At 72.5% G+C, this 22050-nt stretch carries 25 protein-coding genes; 16 read left to right on the top strand and 9 right to left on the bottom strand.

What is annotated here, in order from left to right:
* Positions 1 to 50 precede the first annotated feature (50 nt).
* Together ACWCPW_RS04520 and ACWCPW_RS04515 are read left to right on the top strand one after the other, a co-directional pair.
* Positions 51 to 557 carry a DinB family protein gene (locus ACWCPW_RS04520; RefSeq protein WP_449760095.1) on the top strand — a complete coding sequence of 169 codons (507 nt, stop codon included), beginning with the start codon at positions 51 to 53 and terminating at the stop codon, positions 555 to 557.
* 278 nt (positions 558 to 835) lie between these two features.
* Positions 836 to 1855 carry a helix-turn-helix domain-containing protein gene (locus ACWCPW_RS04515; RefSeq protein WP_449760094.1) on the top strand — a complete coding sequence of 340 codons (1020 nt, stop codon included), beginning with the start codon at positions 836 to 838 and terminating at the stop codon, positions 1853 to 1855.
* Between the two features lie 90 nt (positions 1856 to 1945).
* On the opposite strand, the gene ACWCPW_RS04510 is transcribed toward ACWCPW_RS04515, so the two are convergent.
* The 4 genes from ACWCPW_RS04510 to ACWCPW_RS04495 form a co-directional block, all read right to left on the bottom strand.
* Positions 1946 to 2509: a GNAT family N-acetyltransferase gene (locus tag ACWCPW_RS04510; RefSeq protein WP_449760093.1), complete on the bottom strand. Its 564-nt coding sequence runs from the start codon at positions 2507 to 2509 to the stop codon at positions 1946 to 1948.
* A 101-nt stretch (positions 2510 to 2610) separates the two neighbouring features.
* Positions 2611 to 3366 carry a class I SAM-dependent methyltransferase gene (locus ACWCPW_RS04505; protein ID WP_449760092.1) on the bottom strand — a complete coding sequence of 252 codons (756 nt, stop codon included), beginning with the start codon at positions 3364 to 3366 and terminating at the stop codon, positions 2611 to 2613.
* A 30-nt stretch (positions 3367 to 3396) separates the two neighbouring features.
* Positions 3397 to 4023, bottom strand: a complete 627-nt coding sequence (locus ACWCPW_RS04500; protein WP_449760091.1) for a hypothetical protein — start codon at positions 4021 to 4023, stop codon at positions 3397 to 3399.
* 301 nt (positions 4024 to 4324) lie between these two features.
* Positions 4325 to 4726, bottom strand: coding sequence for a VOC family protein (locus tag ACWCPW_RS04495; protein WP_449760090.1), 402 nt, complete (start codon positions 4724 to 4726; stop codon positions 4325 to 4327).
* Positions 4727 to 5005: 279 nt separating this feature from the next.
* Here ACWCPW_RS04495 and ACWCPW_RS04490 point away from each other — a divergent pair, with 279 nt between their 5' ends.
* Positions 5006 to 5980, top strand: coding sequence for an acetylxylan esterase (locus ACWCPW_RS04490; protein WP_449760089.1), 975 nt, complete (start codon positions 5006 to 5008; stop codon positions 5978 to 5980).
* Positions 5981 to 6121: 141 nt separating this feature from the next.
* Here the strand turns inward: ACWCPW_RS04490 and ACWCPW_RS04485 are convergent, their stop codons facing one another.
* Entirely contained in the window at positions 6122 to 6610 is a 489-nt protein-coding gene (locus ACWCPW_RS04485) for an N-acetyltransferase family protein (RefSeq protein WP_449760088.1), read from the bottom strand.
* A 250-nt stretch (positions 6611 to 6860) separates the two neighbouring features.
* On the opposite strand from ACWCPW_RS04485, the gene ACWCPW_RS04480 reads away from it, so the two are divergent.
* Entirely contained in the window at positions 6861 to 7730 is an 870-nt protein-coding gene (locus ACWCPW_RS04480; RefSeq protein WP_449760087.1) for an aminoglycoside phosphotransferase, read from the top strand.
* Positions 7731 to 7817: 87 nt separating this feature from the next.
* Here ACWCPW_RS04480 and ACWCPW_RS04475 read toward each other — a convergent pair whose 3' ends face one another.
* Entirely contained in the window at positions 7818 to 8705 is an 888-nt protein-coding gene (locus ACWCPW_RS04475) for a SecDF P1 head subdomain-containing protein (protein WP_449760086.1), read from the bottom strand.
* A gap of 308 nt (positions 8706 to 9013) precedes the next feature.
* Between ACWCPW_RS04475 and ACWCPW_RS04470 the strand changes: the two genes are divergently transcribed.
* On the top strand, positions 9014 to 9484 hold the full coding sequence (locus ACWCPW_RS04470) for a hypothetical protein (protein ID WP_449760085.1): 471 nt from the start codon (positions 9014 to 9016) through the stop codon (positions 9482 to 9484).
* A 173-nt stretch (positions 9485 to 9657) separates the two neighbouring features.
* A complete protein-coding gene (locus tag ACWCPW_RS04465; protein WP_449760084.1) occupies positions 9658 to 10086 on the top strand; it encodes an ankyrin repeat domain-containing protein in 429 nt (142 codons plus the stop codon).
* Positions 10087 to 10293: 207 nt separating this feature from the next.
* On the opposite strand, the gene ACWCPW_RS04460 is transcribed toward ACWCPW_RS04465, so the two are convergent.
* The 3 genes from ACWCPW_RS04460 to ACWCPW_RS04450 all read right to left on the bottom strand — a co-directional run bounded on the left by ACWCPW_RS04460 (position 10294) and on the right by ACWCPW_RS04450 (position 12159).
* Positions 10294 to 10761 carry a hypothetical protein gene (locus ACWCPW_RS04460; protein WP_449760083.1) on the bottom strand — a complete coding sequence of 156 codons (468 nt, stop codon included), beginning with the start codon at positions 10759 to 10761 and terminating at the stop codon, positions 10294 to 10296.
* An 11-nt stretch (positions 10762 to 10772) separates the two neighbouring features.
* Positions 10773 to 11681 carry a Gfo/Idh/MocA family protein gene (locus ACWCPW_RS04455; RefSeq protein ID WP_449760082.1) on the bottom strand — a complete coding sequence of 303 codons (909 nt, stop codon included), beginning with the start codon at positions 11679 to 11681 and terminating at the stop codon, positions 10773 to 10775.
* 85 nt (positions 11682 to 11766) lie between these two features.
* Positions 11767 to 12159 carry a hypothetical protein gene (locus tag ACWCPW_RS04450; RefSeq protein WP_449760081.1) on the bottom strand — a complete coding sequence of 131 codons (393 nt, stop codon included), beginning with the start codon at positions 12157 to 12159 and terminating at the stop codon, positions 11767 to 11769.
* Between the two features lie 558 nt (positions 12160 to 12717).
* Between ACWCPW_RS04450 and ACWCPW_RS04445 the strand changes: the two genes are divergently transcribed.
* The 10 genes from ACWCPW_RS04445 to ACWCPW_RS04400 all read left to right on the top strand — a co-directional run bounded on the left by ACWCPW_RS04445 (position 12718) and on the right by ACWCPW_RS04400 (position 21911).
* Complete coding sequence (locus ACWCPW_RS04445) at positions 12718 to 13737, top strand: ACP S-malonyltransferase (RefSeq protein WP_449760080.1); 1020 nt, start codon at positions 12718 to 12720, stop codon at positions 13735 to 13737.
* Between the two features lie 91 nt (positions 13738 to 13828).
* Positions 13829 to 15670, top strand: a complete 1842-nt coding sequence (locus tag ACWCPW_RS04440; protein WP_449760079.1) for a SpoIIE family protein phosphatase — start codon at positions 13829 to 13831, stop codon at positions 15668 to 15670.
* 120 nt (positions 15671 to 15790) lie between these two features.
* Positions 15791 to 16261, top strand: coding sequence for a hypothetical protein (locus tag ACWCPW_RS04435; RefSeq protein WP_449760078.1), 471 nt, complete (start codon positions 15791 to 15793; stop codon positions 16259 to 16261).
* 3 nt (positions 16262 to 16264) lie between these two features.
* Positions 16265 to 17008, top strand: coding sequence for a class F sortase (locus tag ACWCPW_RS04430; protein ID WP_449760077.1), 744 nt, complete (start codon positions 16265 to 16267; stop codon positions 17006 to 17008).
* A gap of 264 nt (positions 17009 to 17272) precedes the next feature.
* Positions 17273 to 17431, top strand: a complete 159-nt coding sequence (locus ACWCPW_RS04425) for a hypothetical protein (protein WP_331771024.1) — start codon at positions 17273 to 17275, stop codon at positions 17429 to 17431.
* A 335-nt stretch (positions 17432 to 17766) separates the two neighbouring features.
* Entirely contained in the window at positions 17767 to 18291 is a 525-nt protein-coding gene (locus tag ACWCPW_RS04420) for a MauE/DoxX family redox-associated membrane protein (RefSeq protein ID WP_449760076.1), read from the top strand.
* Positions 18291 to 18815 (top strand): hypothetical protein, encoded by a 525-nt coding sequence (locus ACWCPW_RS04415; RefSeq protein ID WP_449760075.1) that lies wholly within the window; start codon positions 18291 to 18293, stop codon positions 18813 to 18815. The genes ACWCPW_RS04420 and ACWCPW_RS04415 overlap by 1 nt, the downstream gene beginning before the upstream one ends.
* Entirely contained in the window at positions 18812 to 20629 is a 1818-nt protein-coding gene (locus ACWCPW_RS04410; protein WP_449760074.1) for an ABC transporter ATP-binding protein, read from the top strand. The genes ACWCPW_RS04415 and ACWCPW_RS04410 overlap by 4 nt, the downstream gene beginning before the upstream one ends.
* Positions 20626 to 21219, top strand: coding sequence for a S26 family signal peptidase (locus tag ACWCPW_RS04405; RefSeq protein WP_449760073.1), 594 nt, complete (start codon positions 20626 to 20628; stop codon positions 21217 to 21219). Before ACWCPW_RS04410 ends, ACWCPW_RS04405 begins: the two co-directional genes overlap by 4 nt.
* A gap of 134 nt (positions 21220 to 21353) precedes the next feature.
* Positions 21354 to 21911: a septum formation family protein gene (locus tag ACWCPW_RS04400; RefSeq protein WP_449760072.1), complete on the top strand. Its 558-nt coding sequence runs from the start codon at positions 21354 to 21356 to the stop codon at positions 21909 to 21911.
* Positions 21912 to 22050: the final 139 nt, after the last annotated feature.

The following is a 22050-nucleotide window of genomic DNA, read 5'->3' as shown; positions in this document are numbered from 1 at the left end:
GGTCGCGCGCACACCCACGCGCCACCCACCACCGATCGAAGGCGAGCACCATGCCCACCGAACGCCCCGCCCCGCCCGTGATCGCCGACGAGCGCGAGATGATCCGCGCCTTCCTCGACTACCACCGGGCCACGCTCGCGATGAAGTGCGACGACCTCTCCGACGAGGACCTGCGCCGCCGGTCCATGCCGCCCTCGACGCTCTCCCTGCTCGGCCTGGTCCGGCACATGGCCGAGGTGGAACGGGCCTGGTTCCGCCGGGTGATCAACGGCGAGGACATCCCGCTGGTGTGGTCGGACCGGGGCGACTTCCAGGTGGCCTACGACGCGAGTACGTCCACCCGCGCGGAAGCCTTCACCGCCTGGGAGACCGAGATCGAGCACGCGCGCCGGATCGAGACCGCCGCCGAGTCCCTCGACGTCACCGGCCACAACGCCAAATCCGGCGAGGACGTGTCGCTGCGTCTGGTCATGTTCCACCTGATCCACGAATACGCCCGGCACAACGGCCATGCCGACCTCCTCCGCGAGGGCATCGACGGCACGGTCGGCCCCTGACCCACCGGCCGACGACGGCCGGCTCCCCTCGGCGGCGGCCGGATCCGTGTCCCGCACACGGATTCCGACCGCCGCCGAGTCGTACCCGGCTGCCCGAACCGGGGGCACCCCCGTGCCGGGAAGGGGGACAGGACACTCCACGCCCGGGAGGGGGGCACCCCGTGCCGGCGAGGGGGACACTCCACGCCGGGAAGGGGGACACTTCGCGCCGACCAGGGGACCATCCGCGACAGATCCCGGATCGGCATTGCGATTGACCGCCCGGATATGCTCCGGCAGTGATCGACTACACGGTTTCCTCACACATGGCGCGCGTGGTGCGGGATGCCGCCCTGCGGGCCGGGGTGGCCCGGAGCGAACTCGCGTTTCTGCCGGGCTTCGAACCGGAGACGCTGGCGGACCCGCTGCTGCGGGTACCCACCGCGAGCCTGATCCGGGTATGGGAACTGATCACGCACGCCGGCCCGACGGGTGCCGGCATCCGGGCCGCGGAGACGGCCGCACAGGGGCGGCTGCACGTGTGGGACTACCTGTTCACCACCGCCGGTACGTTCGCCGACGGCTGCCGCGACGCCGCCCGCTACCTCCCCACCATGACCGACCCCGGGGTCGACATGACGGTGGTCGAGGACGACCGACGGCTGACCATCACCTACGGCATCGCGAAGTACTCACCGGCGGCGGTGACCGCGATCGACGAGTTCGCGATGGCGCTCATGCTCAGGCGGGCGCGGGACGCGAGGGGGCCGTCGGTGGTCCCGGTGCACGTCGCCCTCGCGCACGAGGCGCCCAAGGATCACCGGCACCTGATCGAGGCGTTCGGTACGCGGGCCATCGACTTCGGCGCCCGCGCGAACTCGATGACCTTCCTCGACCTGGACGCACAACCGCGCCGCCCGCCCGGCCCGGACGACGAACTCGCGCTGATCCTGCGCCGGTACGCGGACAACCTGCTGGAGAACGCCCGACCCGCGGCGGGCTGGCACGGCACGTTCCGATCCGTGGTCGCCGGCGCGCTGGGCGAGGAGCTCAGCCTGGAACTGGTCGCGCAGCGCATGACGATGAGCCCGCGCACCCTGCAGCGCCGGCTGAGCGACCTGGAGACCACCTGGCGCGACGAGATCGAGTCCGTGCGCCACGAGCGCGCCGCCGCGCTGCTGCGCGAGACCGAACTGCCGGTGCAATCGATAGCCGGCCGGCTGGGCTACACCGACGCCCGCGCCCTGCGCCGCGCCTTCCAACGCTGGACCGGCCAAACCCCGGACGCCTACCGCCGCACCGCGGTCCCCGGCACCTGACGCGTCACCCCACGCCCGCACCACGACCGACCGCCCGTGGCGGCGCGCGTCGCCCGAACCCGATAGGCGGGTCCGGCACGGCGGCTGGTCTCAAAACTCCGTGGTGGCCCGAGGTCGCGTGGCGTCGGGGTGCCGGCCGGGGTCGTCGGGGTCCTCGTGGTGCTTCGGCCACGTGATCGCGTAGTGCTTCAGGTCGGCGTCCTCCTTGGTGAGCCGCATGCCGACGGCCGCCATCACCCGCTGGGACGCGATGTTGTCCGACGCGGTGTCACCCAGCACGCGGGTGGCGCCCGCCGCCCGGGCGAAGCGCAGGAGTTCGCGCAGGGCCTCGGTCGCGTAGCCGTGGCCCCGGGCGTCCGGGATCAGGCCGTAGCCGATGGTGACCGTCCCGTCGGCGTCCGGCGCCCCGTGAAAACCGAGCCCACCGACGGCCCGCCCGTCCTCCCGGCGCCGGATCTCGTAATTGCCGAACACACCCGGATCGCCGCTGCCCGCGCACGTGTCCAGGAAGCGTCGGCCTCCGACCACATCGCCCCGCGTCGGATACCCCGGCGCCCAGAGCGCGTCCTCACCGGGGGTGCCGGCCACCACGCGCTCCACCTCCGCGACGGTCAGTGGATGCAGCACCAGGCGCTCGGTTTCGAGATCTTCCATGGGAGCCTGGGGTATCACGGCGAACGTGCGAACCGCACGCGAATATCCTCGGACCGCCGGGCCGTGACCCCCGTGCAGCCGCCGTGACCCCCGTGCGGCCGTCACCCCTTGTGCGCCGCCAGGACCTGGATGCCGCGTGGTCCGGGTTCGTTGTGTTCGACCTTCAGGCCGACGTCGTCGCAGCGGTCGGCAAGCCAGGTCGACGCGATCCGGAGCTTGGGGTAGCTGCCGACGTGCTGGGTCCAGGTGCTGCCGTCGTGGATGTGCAGCAGGTCGTGAACCAGGACCGTGTCCTCGTCCGGGTACTCCAGGAAGCACGTGAACACCCGGTCACGGGTGCTGCGTACCGGGATGAACCGGTCGATACCGTGCAGGGTTTCGGTGAGGTCGCGGTAGGTGACGACGAGCCGGCCGCCGGGTGCGAGAGCCCGGGCGACGTCCGCGAGCAGCGCGCTCACGTCGTCCTTCGTGGGCAGGTGGGTGAGGGTGTCGCCCATGCACACCACGGCCGCGACCTCCTCCGGCGCGACCAGCCCCGGCAGGACGGTGCGGATGTCCGCGTGCACCGGCTCGATCGCCGGCAGATCGGCGGCGTGTCCGGCGAGTTCGTCCAGCAGTGTTCGGCTCGTGTCGACCGCGAGGACCCGGTCGAAGCCCAGTCCGGCCAGGGCCAGGCTCTGATTGCCCGGCCCGCAGCCCAGATCCACCGAGGTCGCGGACGTCTCGGTCGGGGCGACACCCAACCCGGTGAGCAACTCGGCCTGCCGAGCCACGATCGGCGCCAGGTCGCCGCCCAGCATCCAGGTGTAGTTCTCGGCGAGGAGTCGCTCGTAGTGCTCGGCGGCGGCGCGGGTCATCCGGGTACTCCTGTCGGCAGGAACATCTTGCTAGGCCGTCGCGACGAGTGACGCGCGGGTGGGCACGGACCGTGCCGCGGCAGCCGGCAGGGCCACCGTGACGATGGCCGACCAGGCGGGAAGCACGACCCGGGCCGGGGCCGGCACCGGAACCGCGACGACGGCGGGAACGGCGACGGCGGGCGCGGCGACGGCGGTCGGAACGGAAACGGCCACCGTCGTCGGCGCGCCCTTCGCGACGCCCGGGGCACTCGCCTCCTTGCCCGTCACGACGAACCGCAGGAACAGGAAGCGGGCGATCCCGGCCGCGCCGGAGGCGGTCAGGTACACCGCCTGCTCCTTGAGCACCCCCGGAGTCGACTGCACCGCGTGCAGCGCGAGCATCGCGCCGGTGGTGAACAGGTAGGAGACCGCGGCCGACAGCGCCGACTGGACGTGGACCCGGCCGCGGGCCCGACCCGCGCCGAAGGTGAACCGGCTGTGCAACTCGGTGGCCAGCAGCGTGAAGACCACGGTGACCACGGCGTTGGCGACGGCGATCGACAGGTGATCGGACAGGGCCACGAGCGCGGCGCTCGACGCCAGTCCGGTACCACCGCCGAAGAAGACGAAGCGCATGAACGCGGCTACTGTCCCCGACCTGGTTGCGGCGCTCATGGTGTCCCCGATTTCTCATCTTCGACTCTGCGACCCTGCGGCCGAATCCTCGTCTTCGTCAGAATCTAGGGGCGATCAACAGGTTGCGAATCAGTCGTGTGTAGGTACTGCCGTTACTGCTTTGGGAGGACCCGCCCCTAGGGGTACTACTCCCGACGGCGCACGAACAGGAGGACGAAAGTACGCCCTCGCGCCTACCCCGACGGATACGTACGCCTATGGGAAGCGTTGCGCCTCAGGGTTCGGGTCGGGGACGCCGCCGACCGAACGCAGCGCGCGCGGACGCGACATGCTCGGCCGCTCAGCCCTCCGCGTCCGCCCCGCCGCCGCCGTAGGGGCGCGTGATGATCTCCAGGTAGTGGCCGCTCGGGTCGAGGAAGTAGGCGCCCCGACCACCGTCGTGCCGGTTGATCGCGTCCGGTTCGCTCAGTCGCGGATCGGCGTGGTAGCGGACGCCGGCGGCGAGCAGTCGTTCGAAGATCGTGTCGAACTCGGCCTCGGAGACCAGGAACGCGTAGTGCTGCGGGGAGATCGTCTCGGGGTCGACGGTCGCGAAGTCCAATGTCACGCCGTTGGCGACGGTGACCGGCAGAAAGGGCCCCAGTGGTGAGCCGACTTCGAGGCCGAGGATCCCGGCGGTGAACTCGGCGGAGATCCGCCGGTCACGGGACAGGACGATGGTGTGGTTCAAGCGAATGGACACGGTGGCATGCCTCCAAGGCATTACCCCGGCACCTCGTGCGCCGCACCCGATCGGTGCCGACGTTCGATGCCGCGCACGATCCTCGATCGACCGCGGGCGGAGTGTCAAGCCCGAGGGGACGGCGGGGGTTCGGGGACGTCCGGGCACTCGCGTCGGCCGCGTCGCCCCAATTGACCACACCGATCCGCCGGTGTGCAGAATTGGCCGACGAAACGATCGCCGGCACTCGATCCCCGGGCACTCGATCGACCACACCCGAACAGGAACGAGGAGCATGGCATGCCCTTGAGCGACCTGCCGTTGGCGGAATTGGAAGGCTTTCGACCGATCCGCGCCGAGCCGGATGATTTCGACGCTTTCTGGGCGCGTACGCTCGCCGAGGCCGCCGCGCACCCGCTCGACCCGACCTTCGCGCCCGAGGCCGGCCCGCTGACCGCGGTGGACGTCCTCGACGTGTCCTTCGCCGGGTACGCCGGTCAGCGCGTGCACGCCTGGCTGGTCCTGCCCGCCCACCGCGACGGCCCGCTGCCGTGCGTGGTCGAGTTCCCCGGATACGGTGGCGGGCGCGGCCTCCCGCACGAGCAACTCCTGTACGCCGCAGCCGGGTTCGCGCATCTCGTGGTGGACGTGCGCGGCCAGGGCAGCGTGTGGCGCAGCGGCGGCACCGGCGACGACGCCCCGGCGGGCGGTGGCCCCACCCACCCGGGTTTCATGACCCGCGGCATCACCGATCCGGACCTGTACTTCTACCGCCGCGTGTTCGTGGACGCGGTCCGCGCCGTCGCGACGGCCCGCAGCCACCCGGCCGTCGACCCGACCCGGATCGCGATGGTCGGCGAGAGCCAGGGCGGCGGCATCGCGCTCGCGATGTCCGGCCTGATTCCCGACCTGACCGCCGTGGTGGCCGAGGTGCCGTTCCTGTGCCAATTTCGCCGCGGCGCCGAGATCGCCACGACCGGCCCGTTCGGCGAACTCACCCGCTACCTCGCGGCGCACCGCGACCACGTCGACGCGGCGTTCCGTACGCTCGGCTACTTCGACGCGGTCAACCACGTCGCCCGCGCGACCGCGCCGGCCCTGTTCAGCGTGGCCCTGATGGACACCACCTGTCCCCCGTCCACGGTGTTCGCCGCCTACAACCACTACCCGGCGGCGAAGCGCATGGAGGTCTATCCGTTCAACGGCCACGAGGGCGGTGGCGCCTTCCAGGACGGCCTGCGCCTGTCCTGGCTCCGCACCGCTCTCCGGGCCTGACGGCCGATCAGGTGCCTTGCGGGGCGCGCCCGTCGCCTGCCGCGGACCGCGCCCCGAACCGACCGCGAGCCGGTGAGGGGCCGGTGAGGGGCCGATGGGGAGCCGGTCGGGAACCGACCCCGACCGGCGCACGAAGCCCGCTCAGAGCGCGAGATGCATGATGTGCAGCCCGACGTATCCGTGCTCGGGATGCCGAAAGCCCTCCGGCAGCGTCCCGATCACCTCGAAGCCGAGGTTGCGGTAGAGCCGTACCGCGTTCACGTTCGTCTCGACGACCGCGTTGAACTGCATCGCCCGATACCCCTCGGCCCGGGCCCACGCGATCGAGTACTCGCACAACGCCCGGCCGACGCCCCGGCCCGAGCGTGCGGGATCGACCATGTAGCTCGCACTGGCGATGTGCGAACCGTTGCCCATGTGGTTGCGATTCATCTTCGCCGTACCGAGAATCGCCCCGTCCTCGTCGACCGCCACCACGGTCCGAAACGGCGCGGCCAGGAGCCACCACTCGCGGGCCTCGTCCACACCGAGATCGAGCGGGTAGGTGAACGTCTCACCGGCGGCGACGATCTCGTGGAAGAACGGCCAGATGCCCGCCCAGTCGGCCGCGCCTGCTTCCCTGATCAACATCGCCCCAGCATGCCGGGACGGCAACCTCCGCGCCAGGCGGTTTCCTGTGGACCGAGGTGACGATCACCGTGCCCGGGCACTGTTCGCGGGTCGGCACCCGGGTCTACGCTGCGACGCATGATGCGTCAGGGGCGTACGTCTCCGCGAGGGCCGTCGACGCCGGACAACCCGGGGCGTCCGCCCGGGCCCAGGTCGCCGGACAAGAACCCGCCGGCGCCGCCGGAGCATCCGCCGCCGCCGGCGCCCTGACGTGGCGATCGCCCACGTGGCGTGGGATCGACTTCCGGTGCGGGTGCGCGAGGCGGTGCGCGGCCGGCTGGGCGCGCAACCCGCGGTGGCGGACACCGTGGGCGGCGCGAACTGCGGCGCCTCGGCGCTGTTGACGCTTCCCGACGGGCGGACCGTCTTCGTCAAGGCACAGCGCGAGCGCGAACGCGTGCCCGCTCCCGTGCTCGTCGGCGCCCCCGCCGGCGAGGTGTCCGGATGGTGGGGATCACATTGGGAGCCGGTCGACGAACTCGACCAGGAGGAACGGGTGAACGCGTTCCTTCCCGCGAGCGCTCCGCGTGTGTTGTGGCGGCTGGAGGTCGCGGGGTGGCACCTGTTGGCGTTCGAGGGCGTCGACGGTCGGCATGCGGACTACGCTCCCGGGTCGCCGGACCTGGCCCTGGTGGTGGACGCGCTCGCCGAGTTGGGCGGGTGCCCGGTGCCGGGACTGCGGTTGCCGAGCGCGTGGGATCGCTGGGGGTACTGGTGCAACCCGACCCAACGGCACCTGCTGACCGGGACGTGCCTGCTGCACACCGATCCGGCGGCCTGCAACGTGCTCGTCGACGGCGCCCGGGCCCGCCTGGTCGACTGGGCCTGGCCCGCGCTCGGCCCGGCGTGGATCGACGCGGCCTTATGGGGCCTGCGCCTGGTCTCCGCCGGTGGCCACACTCCCGAACAGGCCCGCGCCTGGGTGTCCCGGGCCCCGGGATGGCGCGACGCGACCCCGGACGGCGTACGCGCCTTCACGCTGGCCGAGGCCCGCCGCTGGGACGAGGAAGCGGCCGACGGCGTCTGGGGCGCGGAAGCCCTCGCCCACGCCGCCCACGCCTGGGCGAGCCTGTGGGCCTAGGGCGTGTCTTCAATCCCCCGCCGGGCGTTCACGCGCCGCTTTCACCACGTGCCGTCGACATGCGCGCCGGCGGTGGCGCCGCTCCCGCTACCTGCCCTCGACGTACGCGCCGACCGTGAATCCCGCCGGCAGCGTTCCCGCGCCGATCGTCGCGGCCAGTTGTCGGGCCTCGGCCTCGTTGTAGGTCCCGTTGATCACCGCGGCGCCCGGGATCGCGGACTGCACGGTCGGTGCGATCAGCAGTCGGCCGTCGCAGACGATCGCGATCCGGTTGGTGGGCAGTCGGCCGCCGGCGGCCTCGGAGGTGACCCGGGTGAAGGCGTCCTGGCCCTTGGCCGTCCACTCGATCTCCACGTCCCAGCTCGGCGAGCCGTTCCGGGGCGGTTGGGCCTCGGCCCCGGAAACGTCGGTGCCGGTGATCACGGCGGGCGCCAGGACGTACTTCTCCATCGACTTGGCGTCGCAGGCCACCAGTTGCGAGCCGGGTACGTCCGCCCGAGGCGTCGCCGGGTCCGCGCACTCGGGTGGACCCGCGGGCGCCGACGCTCCCGGCTGCCCGGGTGCGGTCGCCTGGAACGGCGTCGCGCTGGTCACCGAACGCACCGTCAGTTGCCCGGTTCGGGCGATCGCCGCGATCCGCTGCTTCGTCTCGGCGCCGTACTCGGTCAGCGAGACCCGCAGCACCAACGTGCCGTCCCGCACCGTCACGTCCTTCACCGACAGGCCGCTCGTCGCCGCGCGTTTGCGCATGATGTCCGCCGAGGCGGACAACTGCCGTGCGTCCAACGGACCTTCCGGGGTCAATGTGACATCGGCGAAGTCCCGGCCGAGCACCCCGTCGACGGAATCGGACCGGTCGCCGTCCTTGAACCGGACCGGGTCGTCCGATGAACAGCCCGCCGCGGTCAGCAATACGGCCGCCGCGGCCGTCGCGAGGAAGGTTCGGGCGAGTCGGGTGCGCGAGGGCTCAGTCACCCGCCCCACGATGCCGGCTCGCTGATCGGCGCGGGGCGGAGATCGGCCGGCACTTCACCCGGGACCGCCGCGCATCCCGCCGAACGGGTCGAGCCGCTCCCGGTGCACTCGGCCCCGCCCGCGGCCGGCCGCCGCGGCAACCCCCGGCAGGCCCCGACTTCGTGGTCCCGACCGCCTCGTACGGGCCCGCCTTGCGGATGTCGACCAAGGGATGATCCGTCCCGAAAAGGGCAGTGGCACGGGGTGTGGTCGTGGCCGGTCCGCGCCGAGCGGCCGCGTGAGCCGAGTCGACGCGCAAGGAGACAGCCGTGCTGGACAACCGCAACCTTCGTGAGCTGATCCGCCGGTGGCGGGCCACCCCGCAGACCACCGTCGCCCTGTTCGACGAGGCAGACAACGCGATCCGGGCGACCATCGCGACCAAGGAACGGGTGTTGTATCCGGCGGTCCGGGACGCCGACGTGCACCGCAGCGGACATGTCGACGACGCCATCGCGCAGGCGCGCCGGATCGAGGGCTTCCTGGACTCGGCCGAGCGGCTCGGCCCGGACGGCCCGGGCTTCCAGGACGAGGCGCAGGACGCCGCGTCCGCGATGGACGGCCTGCTGGTCCACGAGCAACGCGACCTGCTGCCCGCCCTGGAGCACCTCTCCCCGGAGGAGCGCGACCGCCTCGACCGCGACTACGGGAGCACGTGGGTGGACGTCTCGGCCAGGATCACCGCCGCCCGCGCCGCCCGCCGAAACCAACCCGGCGGCGCGGCCGACACGACCTACTGACCCGTACACCCGAGGCACCGCGCCCGCCCGGTCCGCCGCGCCCGCCGCCGGCCCCTCCCCGGCCCACTCCCGCTCCACCGGCCGGCGGCGCGACCGGCCGCCGCCCCGCCCTCGACGCGTACCGCCCGCAAATCCCCGCGCACGTTCGCGACCGGCCCACTACCCTCTGCGGCGTGAACCATCGTGAGCGCAAACGACTGTCGAGGCTGCTCGTGGGCGCGGCCGGCCTGGGCCGCCTCGCCGAGACGGCCGCGGCACTTCGGGCCGGGGCCGATCCCGAACAGCCGGACCAGTACGGGACCACGCCGTTGTACGCGGCCTCGGTCCACGGGGCCGCGGACGTGGTCGCACTCCTGTTGCGGGCCGGCGCGGCCCCCGACACCGAGAGCGGATCCGGCTCCGAGGGCACCCCGCTGTGCGCGGCGGCCTGCTGGGGCCACACCGAGACCGTCCGCGAACTGCTCGCACACGGCGCCGATCCCCATCTGCGCGAGGACCACGGCACGGGTCACGCCCCGATCGACTGGGCGATGCGGGGCCCCTATCCGGAAACCGTGGCCGCGCTCCTGGCCGCCGGCGCATCGCCGCCCCGAACCGGCTGACGTCGCGCCCTACCCGGGTCGGCCCACGGGAAGACCCGCCCCCACCGAGCCCCCGGGCCTCCGTCCCCGCCGCCACCTGCGTCGCGACGTCGACCAGCCGCGCGAGCCACGGGTTCGGGACGTCATCCGGCCGATCCGGGAAACCGCCGCGAACGACAACACGATGTTCCGACCCGAGCCGAGCCGAACCGAACCGCAGGTCCGGGCTCACAACGCGATCGCACGATAGGCCAACGCCGCGTCGACGATCTCCTCGGCGGACTCGGGGGCGCCCTCGCCCTCGGCCGACCCGCCGAAGATCCGCTCGGTCACTCTCGGACACGCCACGTTGACCGTCAACACCAGCAGGTACCAGTCGAGTTCGGCGTCGCCCGCGAGGATGCGTTCGACGATCTCGACCAGTTCCGCCCGGGTGATGTCGGCGATCCGGGGCCGGGCCGGCCGGGCCGCCTCCAGGGCGAAGTCCGCCAGGGAGCGTGATCCGTGGTACTCGACGAAGTCCGCGATCGTGTAGTCGTGTCCCGTCTCCGCCCGAAAGGCGGCCATCGCGGCCTCGGCCTCGCCCGGTCCGGCACCGCCGTCGTGCCGAATGAGCTCGCCGATCCGCTCGATCTCGGCGGCAAGCTCGGCGAGCCGCCCCGGATCGACTACCGGCGGCGACCATCGTGTCCGCATCCGCGTCCCCTTCAGCCGAGTTGCTTCTCCACCTCGGTGACCACCAGTTCGCACATCTCGTGCGTGCGCAGCGTGTCGTCGAGGTCGGGGAAGACACCCGTGCGGACCGCGTCCAGGAAGGTCAGGACCACCTGTTCGATCCCGCGTTGACGTGCGATCGGGGTCCAGTCGTCGCGCCGTCGGGTGGTCGGCAGGCCCTGGTGGTGGTCGACCACGTCGGCCAGATTGTGCACCTCGCGCGTGCCGTCCCGACCGGAAACCTCCAGGATCTCCTGGTTCGACCCGCTGCGCAGATTGAGCATGCCGACCGCGCTGAAACCGGCGCCGGACAGGTGCAGCACGAAGTGTTGCGCGAATCCGTCCACGACCCGGGCCCGCACGTCGACGTGCTCGATCTCGCCCGGGGCCAGGAAGCGCAGCGTGTCCACCACGTGGATCAGGTCGTCGAAGGTCACGGTGCGCAGCTCGCGCGCGGTGTCGACGCGGTTGCGACGGATCACGATCAGATCGCGCGGCAGTTCGCGGCTCTGCGCGTACGCCGGCACGTGCCGACGGTTGAAGCCGACCATCAGGCCGACGCCGCGTGCCCGGGCCAGGTCGATCAGGCGCGCGCTCTCGTCCAGGCTGTACGCCAGCGGCTTGTCCACGTAGGTGGGCACGCCGGCCTCGATCAGCCGGGTCACGATCTCCGGGTGGGCCGAGGTCGCCGCGTGCACGAACGCCGCGTCCAGGCCCTCGGCGAGCAGCCCGTCCAGGTCGGCGTGGCGGTGCTCCGCGGGCACCCGGTAGGTCTCCGCGACCCGGCGCAGCGTCGCCGGCGTACGGGTGTGCAGGCGCAGTTCCAGGTCCGGCAGGGTCGTGACGACGGGCAGGTACGCCTTTTCCGCGATGTCGCCCAGACCGATGACGCCGACCTTCATCGGGCCACTCCTCCCGTTGGCGCCGCCGGGCCACACGTCCGGTTCACGGCCCCGCCAGCATATGCACACCCGTTCGGGTGACCGGTCAGCGCGGAGGCGGTTGGTCGCACGCCCGGCGCTCGGCCGGGTTCGGCGCGTCGGGCCCCGGCTCGTTCCGCTCCCGGCGCTCGGCCGGGTTCGGCGTCGCGATCCCGGTCTCGTCGTGCTCGCGTACCACCGCCCGGTCGGCGTGCGTGTCGGGGACGGGGGTGCGGTGCACGGTGGGCAGTTCGCCGTGGCGGGCGAGCTCGACGACGGCGGAGTGCTCGGTGGGATCGTGTCGGACCACGACACCGTCCGCCGCCACGTAATGGTCGTCGCCGGTCACCACGACCGTGACGCCGCTGTTGGGTTCGGCGGCGACGGCCGCGGGCGCGGACGCGACGAGCACGGCGCCCGAGACGATTCCGGCGGCCAGTACGCGGCTGAGGTTGATCACGTTCGGACCAACGATCGGGGCGACCGGAGGCGACGGGCGGGCGTCGGGGTCCACCCGAACCGGCGACCGCGGCCCGCGCCCGGCGAACCACCCGGATGGCACACCCCCGAACGGCGGCCCGCTGCGGCCGAATGCCTGCGTCGCCGACCGGGTCGGCCCGAGGTCGGCTGCCGCCGGCTCCACGCGAGTTGCCCGCCCTCCCGGGCGCGGGATCGGCCCCGGATCGGGTGCGCGGCGGCTCCGGACGCGGACCCGCGGCCGTGGGCGCGGTTGCGGTCCTCGGCCGGCTCGACTCTCCTGGAATCGGGCCCTTCCCCGACCCCACCCGGCCGATCCGCCGACCCGGGCCCAGCCCACCGTCCACGTCCCGATCCACCCCGGACACGCGCCCCGACCCCGCGAGCCCGGGTTGCCGTCATGAGCGGGGACGATCCGCGAGAGTACCCGGCGCAGTCGCGTCGTCACCCTCCGGATGTCGTCCCAGGACCCGCGGCCGGGGTTCGGTGAACCCTCCCGGCCGCGGCAGCAGAGACCACCGAGAGCCAAGGGAGAGTCTCCGTGAGCGTGCCACGCACCGCGATCATCATGCCCGGCGTTGGCTCCTACGTGCCGGGCGCGCTGCGCCGGCTCCAGGATCGGCCCGTCGTCCGCGACACCCTGGCCGAGGTCGACGACGCGGTCGGCGATCGCGCCACACTGTTGCCGTCGCGCCTGCTCCTCGACCCCAAGGCGCCGGACGCCCACGAGCTGATGGATCGGCACGAGTTGTCCCTGCACCTGGCCATCTACGCCGGCGCGCTGGCCGCCTTCCGGCTGCTCGAGGGCGATTTCGGGGTGTGCCCCGACGTGCTGCTCGGGCACAGCCTGGGCGAGATGGCGGCGCTGGCGGCGGCCGGGGTGTACACGGCCGGCGACGGCGCCCGGCTGTACCTGGCCCGGGCGGCGGCCTGCACGCTCCATAGCACCGATCCCGCCGGCCTGCTCACCCTGCGCCTCGCGCCGGGGCACACGCTCGAACTGCTGTGCTCGGCCCAGTTGCCGGGCCTGGACCTGGCCTGTGACAACTCGGCCGAGCACACCGTGGTCTCCGGCCCGGACGAATCGCTGGCCACGTTCGCCGCGTTGGCCGAGCGCAAGGCCGTGGTCGCCAAGCCGTTGACCGTCCGCACGCTGTTCCACAACCGGTTGCGCGAGTCGGCGGCCGGCGAGTGGCGCCGCCTGGGGGCCGACATCGATTTCCGGACCCCGCGCTATCCGGTGCTCTCGCCGCTGCTCGGGCGCGACTACGCGGACGAGCGCGAGTTGCGCGACGGGGTGGTGGGCCAGTTGCGGCATCCGGTCCGCTATCGCACCGCGCTGACCACGTTGCGCGAGCGCGGGATCGAGGTGTTCGTGGAGGCCGGCGCCCGCGAGGTGCTGGGCCCGTTCGCGCGTACCGGCAACCCCCGGGTGCGCACCGTCGTGCCGGTCTCGGCGGGCGCCGACCTGTCCCGGGTCGGCGGCGCGCTGCGCGCGTGCGGACTGCTGCACGTGGACCTGGCCGCGCTCGCCGAGCCACCGGGCGTGCCCACCGGCTGACCGGCCCGCGCCCGCCGAGCGCGGCGCGCGAGGCGTCCCGGACCCGGCGGGTCGCGACGGTGGTGGCAGTGGTGGCGAGGAGGTACCCGGCTTGCGCAAGGACGTCGACCCGGCGGACGACGAGTTCGACGTGGGCGGGCTGCTCGGCGCGGACTCGCGTCTGTCGGTGGCCGCCCGACTGCGGCTGTTCCGCCGGGTGTTGGAGGAGACCGCCGCCCCGATCGGCATCCTCGACCCGCATCTGCGCCACGTGTACGTCAACCCGGCGCTGGCCCGGATCGACGGGCGGCCCGCGCACCAGCACGTCGGGCGCGACCTCGCCGAGGCGTTCCCCGAGCTGGAGGTGCCCCGGGAGGTGCTGCTCGCGGTACTCGCCGACGGGATCGCACGGGAGACGACCGTCACCGGCGTCACCACCGTGGCGGGCGGGCGGCAGACCCGGTGGTGGCACGCGGCCTATCACCGGCTCGACGACGAGCACGGCGTGTTCGGTGTCGTCGGCATCCTGATGGAGACCACCGCGTCCCGGCGCACCCAGCTCGCGCTGGACCAGGCGCACCGGCGGCTCGCGCTGTTGGATCGGGCCGCGCTGGAGATCGGCACCACGCTGGACACCGACACCACGTGCCGCGAGCTGGTCGACCTGCTGGTCCCGGTGCTCGCGGACGTGGTCGGCGTCGAGCTGTTGGAACCGGCCGACCCGGACCAGGAGGTCGGCCGGCCGCGTCCGGCGCCGGACACCGTGCGGCTGCGCCGGGCCGCGTGGACCTCGATCCCGCGACTGCGCCACCTGAGCGCCGTCCTGGGCCGGCCCGGCGAGCACATCGACTACCAGCCGGGGGCGGACGTGGCGCGGGTGGTGCGGACCGGGTGCACGGTGGTGGACAACCGGCCCTCGGACCAGGCGTTGCGGGCGACCGCGCCGGACGCGTCCCGGGTGGCGGTCTACCGCGCGGCGGGCATGCACTCGGCGATGATGGTGCCGCTGATCGCGCGCGGCGAGACGATCGGCACGCTCAGCCTGATCCGCGCCGGCGACTCGTCGCCGTTCACCCAGGACGACGTGGAGATGGCCCGCGACCTCGCGTACCGCGCCGCCACGTGTGTGGACAACGCGCGGCGGTACTCGCGCGAGCACAGCGTCGCGCTCGCCCTGCAGCGCGCCCTGCTGGCCCGGCCCAAGGCGCCGCACCCGGACATCGAGCTGGCCACCCGCTACCTGCCCGCCGGGCGCAGCGTGGAAGTCGGCGGCGACTGGTTCGACGCGATCGCGCTGCCGCACGGGCGCACCCTGCTCGCGGTCGGCGACGTGATGGGGCACGGCGTGCAGGCCGCGGTGGACATGAGCCATTACCGGGCACTGCTGCGGGTGTTGGCGGCCGGCGGGCTCTCTCCCGAGGAGATCCTGACGCGGGCCGACCGGATGAGCGAGGAGGCCGGGCTGGAGCGGGTCGCCACGTGTCTGCTCGTGCTGAAGGATCCGCACGCGGGGGTGTCCACGTACGCGAACGCCGGGCATCTGCCGCCGCTGCTGGTGGCGGCCGACGGCGGGACCCGGCTGCTCGATCTGCCCACCGGTCCGCCGCTGGGCACCGGGTGCGGCGGGTACGCGGCCCAGGTTCGACCGGACGCGCCGGGCAGCGTGCTGGTCCTGTACACCGACGGGCTGGTCGAGCGTCGGGACGAGGACATCGACGTGTCGCTGGAGCGGTTGGCGGCGCTGCGGATCGAGCCGGCGGTGCCGTTGGAGTCGCTGGTGGACACGATCCTGGACCGGCTGGTGGTGCCGCCCATGGAGGACGACGTCGCGGTGATGGCGGCCCGGCAGGTGGACGGCGGCGATGCGGCGGCGGCGGGCGGAGGCCGGGCGGCGGTGGGCGGGGGCGGCGGTAAACCCCCGGCCGGGGCCGGTCCACTCCGACGCCCGGCGTGATCCACCGTTCGGCGGCCACCGGTGGCGGGGGGTGGGGCGGCTTTCTACGTTCCTTGTAGCGGGACTTCCCCTGGAACCCGATCTGTCGGGTTCGGTTCCGCATGCCCATTGGAGGACGAAATGCGCTGTGCCCGTCTCGCAGTCGTCGGCACGATCGTCGGTCTCACCGTATGCGGTTCCGCAGGTTCGGCGTTCGCCGCCACGCCGATGCAGGCCGACTCCGGTCGCCCCGGCGACACGGTGCTGCTGTCGGATGACAAGCACTGCACCGCGAACACGGCGACCGCCACCTCGGACGCGTTCACGGCCATGGTCACGCTCACCCGTGAGGGCGACGAGGTCAAGGGTCAGGCCACCATCAAGGATGTGGCCACCGGCGACTACGAGGTCAAGGTGGTCTGTGGTGAGGGTCAGGAGCTGATCGGCAGCCTGCACGTGATGGGCAGCGCGCCGGTCGCGGCGTCCACGGCCGGCTTCGGCGGTACCCAGGAGCGCGACCCGGCGCTGCTGGCGGTGGGTGGTCTGGTCATCGCGGGCGCGACCGGCACCGGCTTCGTCGCGCTCCGCCGCCGGGCCTCGAACCTCGCCTGACCGATGACCCGTTCCGCTCCCGAGGCACCCGCGAGTGCCGCGGATCGGCCGCACCGACCCGGTGGCCGCCGCCTGCTCTGGGCGGCGGCCTCCGGCGTGCTGGCGATCTGCGGCTCGGGGCTGCTCTACGCCGGGTACCACACCGCCACACCGCCACCGCGTCCGCCCGCCGCCGCGGCGGTGCCGTTCGCGTCGCCGATGCCGCCGGCCGATCCCGCGGCGCCCGGCCCGCCTGCCGCGCCCGGCACCCCCACTCCGCCGGCCGCGCCGGCCGTGCCGGCCGAGGCGTCGCCGATGCGCGCCTCGACGCCGGTCCGGATCCGAATCCCCGAGTTGGGCATCTCCGCCCCGCTGACCCGGGTCGGTCTGGACCAGGCCGGCGGCATCGCCGTGCCCGCGCGCGACGATCGCAATCTGGCCGGCTGGTACGAGGGCGGGGTCACCCCGGGACAGAAGGGCACCGCCTCGATCGTCGGCCACGTGGACACCGCCGCCGGACCCGCGGTCTTCTACCCGCTCGGCGCGCTCCCGCGCGACTCCCGGATCGAGATCGACCGTGAGGACGGCAGCGTCGCGGCCTTCGTCGTGGACGGGGTGGAGGCGTTCGCCCGGGACGACTTCCCCACCGCGCGCGTCTTCGGCGACGCGCCCCGACCGGAACTGCGGCTGCTCACCTGCGGCGGCACCTACTCCCCGAAGAACCACTATTCCGGCAACGTCGTGGTTTTCGCCCACCTCGTCCCGTAAGCACGCCGTATCCGTGCCCGCGCGCCTTTTCGCGACATCGGCACGTGTCGCACCGAGGGCTGGAAGGTGACATTTCGAGCCTATCCGTCGGATTCGGCGAATCGGCTCGATGCGCGGCCGTTTTGCAGTGCGCAAATTAGCCGGACAAACCATTCCTTGATCATCTCCGATCGTTGGTGTTTTGGGTCTTGCCAATAAAAAGCGGGACTGGCAATAATCCGATTACCAATCCATACGGCCCACCCGGCCGGGAGAGGAGACGTCATGATGCGTCTCGCTGATCGTCTGCTGAACCGAGTGGCTCAAAAGGTCACCGTCGACGCCGGTTGCTCGAACTACACGTACTGCCAGAACCATGTGAAGTGGCTGCGGCAGTGCTGTCTGGACGAGGGCTGCACGTACGTCAGGATCGGCACCTGCTGACCGGGACCGAATGAACCCGTCGCGGGCGGGTGGACTTCCCCGCCCGCGACGTCTCTCGGAACCGACTCCTCTCCCGCAGAATTCCTCGACGCAATTACTCACCGCGGGATTCATTGCCGTCAATGCCGGGACGCACGACCCACAAGGCCGAGGTCCCACGGATCGCATCGACAACTGCCTCCGGTGTGGCATCGCGCGCATCTTCGTCACCACCGATCCGACGAATTGCGCACACGCGGATCACCGGAATGTGTTGAACGATCCTGCCCCCTCGACGGCGGGCGGCGATGATTTCGCCGCCCGCCGTTTCCGTGCGCCATAAAGAGAGGGTGCCCGTGGGATATATATATGTGGGCTGCGCTTGTCTGGTCGGCCTGGTATTCGCCACCTCGGCGGTCTCCAAGTTCCGCGATTTCGCCGGCTTCGTCGCGTCGGTGCCGCGCCTGGTGCCGATGCCCGCACGGCGGGCCGAGCCGCTCGCGGTCGTGGTGGTCGCGGCGGAGACCTCGGTGCCGGTGCTGGTCGCGATCCCGCCACTGCGCGGCGCGGGCTTCGCGATCGCGGGTGTGCTGCTGATCGCCTTCACCGCCGCGATCGGCACCGCGTTGCGGCGCGGCCGACGCTCCTCCTGCCGCTGCTTCGGCGCCTCCGACGCCCCGCTGGGAACGCGCCACCTGGCCCGCAACGGCGTGCTCCTGGCCGCCGCCCTCGGCGGCGTCCTCGCGTCCGGCCCGGCCGCCTCCGGTGACGTCCTGCCGCCGATCGCCGGCAGCGCCGTGGCCGCCGTCGGCGGATTGTTCGGCGCGCTCCTGATCATCACGCTCGACGACATCGTCGACCTGTTCGCGAGGAATGCCTGATGCCCTTTCTTGTCGCCGCCGTCGTCCTGATCGGCTTGGTCGCGGCGGTCAATCTGCTGCTCACGCTCGGCGTCATCCGCCGCCTGAACGAGCCGTCGAACGATCCGCACCCGGGCACGGCTCGGCCGGGCGGCCCGGGGACCGAGCTGCCTCCCGGGTCGCGCGCGGAGATGTTCACCGCGTCCACCATCGACGGCGAGCAGATCTCCGACGCCGACGTGCGCGGCCTGGTCGGGTTCTTCTCGGCGCACTGCGAGCCCTGCCACACGCTCGCGCCGCTGTTCGCCGACAAGGCCCGGACGATGGCCCGCGGCGAGGTGCTGGCGGTGGTCGCGGGCGAGGACGCCGACCTGGTCGCCACGCTCGCCCCGGTGGCCCGCGTGGTCACCGAGGACTTCGACGGCGCCGTCCAGGCGGCGTTCCACAACACCTGGACGCCCGCCGTGTACCTGCTCGGCGACGATCGGCGGGTGGTGGCCGGTGGTGGTCGGATGAGCGACCTGCCCAGCGAAGCGCGCGCGTGAGCCCACGGATACCCGCGCGCGAGGTGGCCGCGGCCACCCGCGAGGCGGTCGCGCTGACCGTACGCGCCGCGCCCGGTCAGGCGGCCGGATCGCTGGCGGTCACCATCGGCGCGGCCGGCGTACCGATCGCCACCGCGTGGCTGACCAAGCTGGTCATCGACCGGCTGGCCGAGCGGCACGGCTCGATCGCGGGCCCGGCCCTGGCGCTGGCACTGACCGGACTGGTCGCGACCGTGCTGCCGGGGCTGGGGCGCTATCTGCGCGCCCAGGTCGGCCGGGCCACCGGCGTGCTGGCCACGGACCGACTCTTCGGCGCGGCCGAACGCCAGGTCGGGTTGCGCCGGTTCGAGGATCCGGAGTTCCTGGACCGGCTGCGGCTCGCCCAGCAGAGCACCGCCAACTTCGGCGTCCTGGTCAACGGCGTCGGCAGCACGCTCCAGGGCACGCTCACCCTGTTCGGCTTCGTCGCCTCGCTGCTGATCCTGAGCCCCACGATGACCGCGCTCGTGCTGATCGCCGGTGTGCCGGTACTGATCGCCGAACTGCGGTTGTCCCGGCTGCGGGCCACGATGCAGTGGGACAACGAGCAGGTGCATCGCCGCGAGTTCTTCTACAGCGGCCTGCTGACGGGCGTTCAGGCGGCCTCGGAGATCCGCCTGTTCGGCATCGGACCGGTGCTGCGCGCCCGCATGGTGCTGGAGCGCAACCGCGCCAACGACGCCGAACGCCGAATGGACCTGCGCGAGTTCGCCACCCAAGGCCTGCTGGGCGCGCTCGGCGCCGCGGTGGCCGGCGGCGGCCTGTGGTGGGCCGCCGACGCGGCCCGACGCGGCACCCTCACCGTCGGCGACGTGGTGATGTTCGTCGCCGCGCTGGCCGGGATCCAGGCCGCGCTGGACACCCTGGTCTCCTCGATCGCCTCCGCCCACGGGCAACTCCTGGGCCTGACCCACTTCGTCGCGATCGCCCGCGCCGAACCCGACCTGCCCTCGGCGACCGAGGCGCCGCCGGCGGTGCGGCCCGGAGCCGGCGTCGAGTTCCACGACGTGTGGTTCCGCTACAGCGACGACCACCCCTGGGTGCTCGGCGGCGTCGACCTGCGCATCCCGCACGGGCAGGCGGTGGCGCTGGTGGGACTCAACGGCGCGGGCAAGAGCACGCTGGTCAAGCTGTTGTGCCGGATGTACGACCCGACCCGGGGGCGGATCACCTGGGACGGCGTGGACCTGCGCGACATCCCGCCCGCCGAGCTGCGGGCGCGGATCAGCGCGGTGTTCCAGGATCACATGAAGTACGACATGAGCGCCGCCGAGAACATCGCCCTCGGCGACCCGGACAGCCTGCGGGACCGGCCCCGGATCGAGGCCGCCGCCGAACGCGCGGGCATCCACGAGCGGCTGGTCGCGCTGCCGCGCGGCTACGACACGCTGCTGACCCGGATGTTCTTCAGCGAGGCGGACAAGGAGGACCCGGACACCGGCGTGGTGCTCTCCGGCGGCCAGTGGCAACGCCTGGCCCTGGCACGGGCGTTCGTGCGCGCCGGGCGGGATCTGATGATCCTGGACGAGCCCAGTTCGGGGCTGGATCCGCAGGCCGAGCACGAGGTGCACGCCCGGATGCGCGAATACCGCGAGGGGCGCACCAGCCTGCTCATCTCGCATCGGCTCGGCGCGGTACGCGACGCCGACCTGATCGTGGTCCTGGACGGCGGCCGGATCGTCGAACAGGGCTCGCACGACGTACTGCTCGACCACGACGGCCGCTACGCGAGCCTGTTCCGACTCCAGGCGGCCGGCTATCAGGAGGCGAAGTGAACACGCGACGCATGGCGCTGGCCGGGGCCGCGGCCGCCGGTCTGGGCGGCGCGGGCCTGGTCTGGATGCAACGGCGCTACCTGGTGGCCACGGTCCAGGGCCCGAGCATGGAACCCACGTTGTCCCCGGGGGATCGCCTGCTGGTGCGCCGCACCGGTCGGGTGCGCACCGGCCAGGTCGTGGTCGTGCGCGTCCCGAACCCGCCCATGCTGGCCGGACTGCCCCCGGAGATCAACGGGTTCGACTCGGCGGAGTTGGCCGCGATCCCGGAGCGCACCGACCTGGACCCGGCACCCGAGGGCCGGCTGATGATCAAACGCGCGGTGGCGGTGGCGGGCGATCCGATCCCCCGGGACCGGTTCCCGATCCTGTGCGACGTGGCCGCGGACGTGGTGCCCGCCGGCGCCGTGGTCGTGCTGGGCGACAACCCCGCCGCCAGTTGGGACTCGCGCGCGTACGGCCTCGTGCACCGCCAGCAGGTGATCGGGGTGGCTCTACGGCGGATCCCGGCGCCGGGCGGGGCACGATCCGCACGCTCGGGTCTGGCGCAGCCGACGCCGGCGTACGAGAATGCGAGCGGATCGCGGTGAGAGTGGTCGGTGGTGAACGGCGAGGGGCTTGATCGCATCGAATCGGTCAAGAAGCAAGCACCAATTCCCTCAACGTTTCGGTGAGGGAACGCGACAGGATCTTGGGCGTCCCAAAGCGAAAGGTTGTGTCCCACATGCCCACCTCCCACCGCCTGCGCGTGATCGCGCCGGCCGTGGCCGGAGTCTTCGCCGCCACCGCCCTGCTTTCCGGCTGTCTCGGCGACGACAAGGACGACAAGGGCAGCAAGGCCCCTGTCGCCACTTCGACCGCATCATCCACGGAGAAGGCCACCTCGACCGGCAAGCCGAGCGGCACCACGAAGCCGTCCGGCAGCGCCTCGTCCTCGGCCGATGTCATCGACGCCTTCACCTACAAGACCGGTCAGTGCATCAACCAGGACGGCGCCAAGACCACCGACGTGCCGTGCACCAAGCCGCACAACGGCCAGGTCGGCAAGGCGTTCGACCTCCCGTCGACCGTGACGCCGGAAACGCCCGGCTACGAGGACAAGGTCAGCGAGCTGTGCGAGCAGTACGTCGGCGCGATCGTCGACCGGCAGCCCGCCTCGCCCAAGATCACCTTCTCGTTCACGTATCCGCTGGACATGGACGCGTGGAAGCACGGCAGCCGCCAGGCCGCGTGCATCATCGAGCGTGAGGACAAGCAGCCCCTCACCACGATCATCAAGTAGGTCATCGCGTAGCAGCGGTTCGCGGCGGGCGGCGGCGCAAGGGTGCCGTCGCCCGCCCGCGTGCGCTCGCGGCCGGCCGCGTCCGGATCGCTCGGCCGCGTTCGGATCGCTCGGTCCGAGACCGCCTCGCGGCCGGCCG

The sequence above is a fragment of the Embleya sp. NPDC001921 genome (assembly GCF_053594475.1).
The sequence above is the reverse complement of the archived record's forward strand: the minus strand, read 5'-3'. Positions and strand labels throughout refer to the sequence as shown.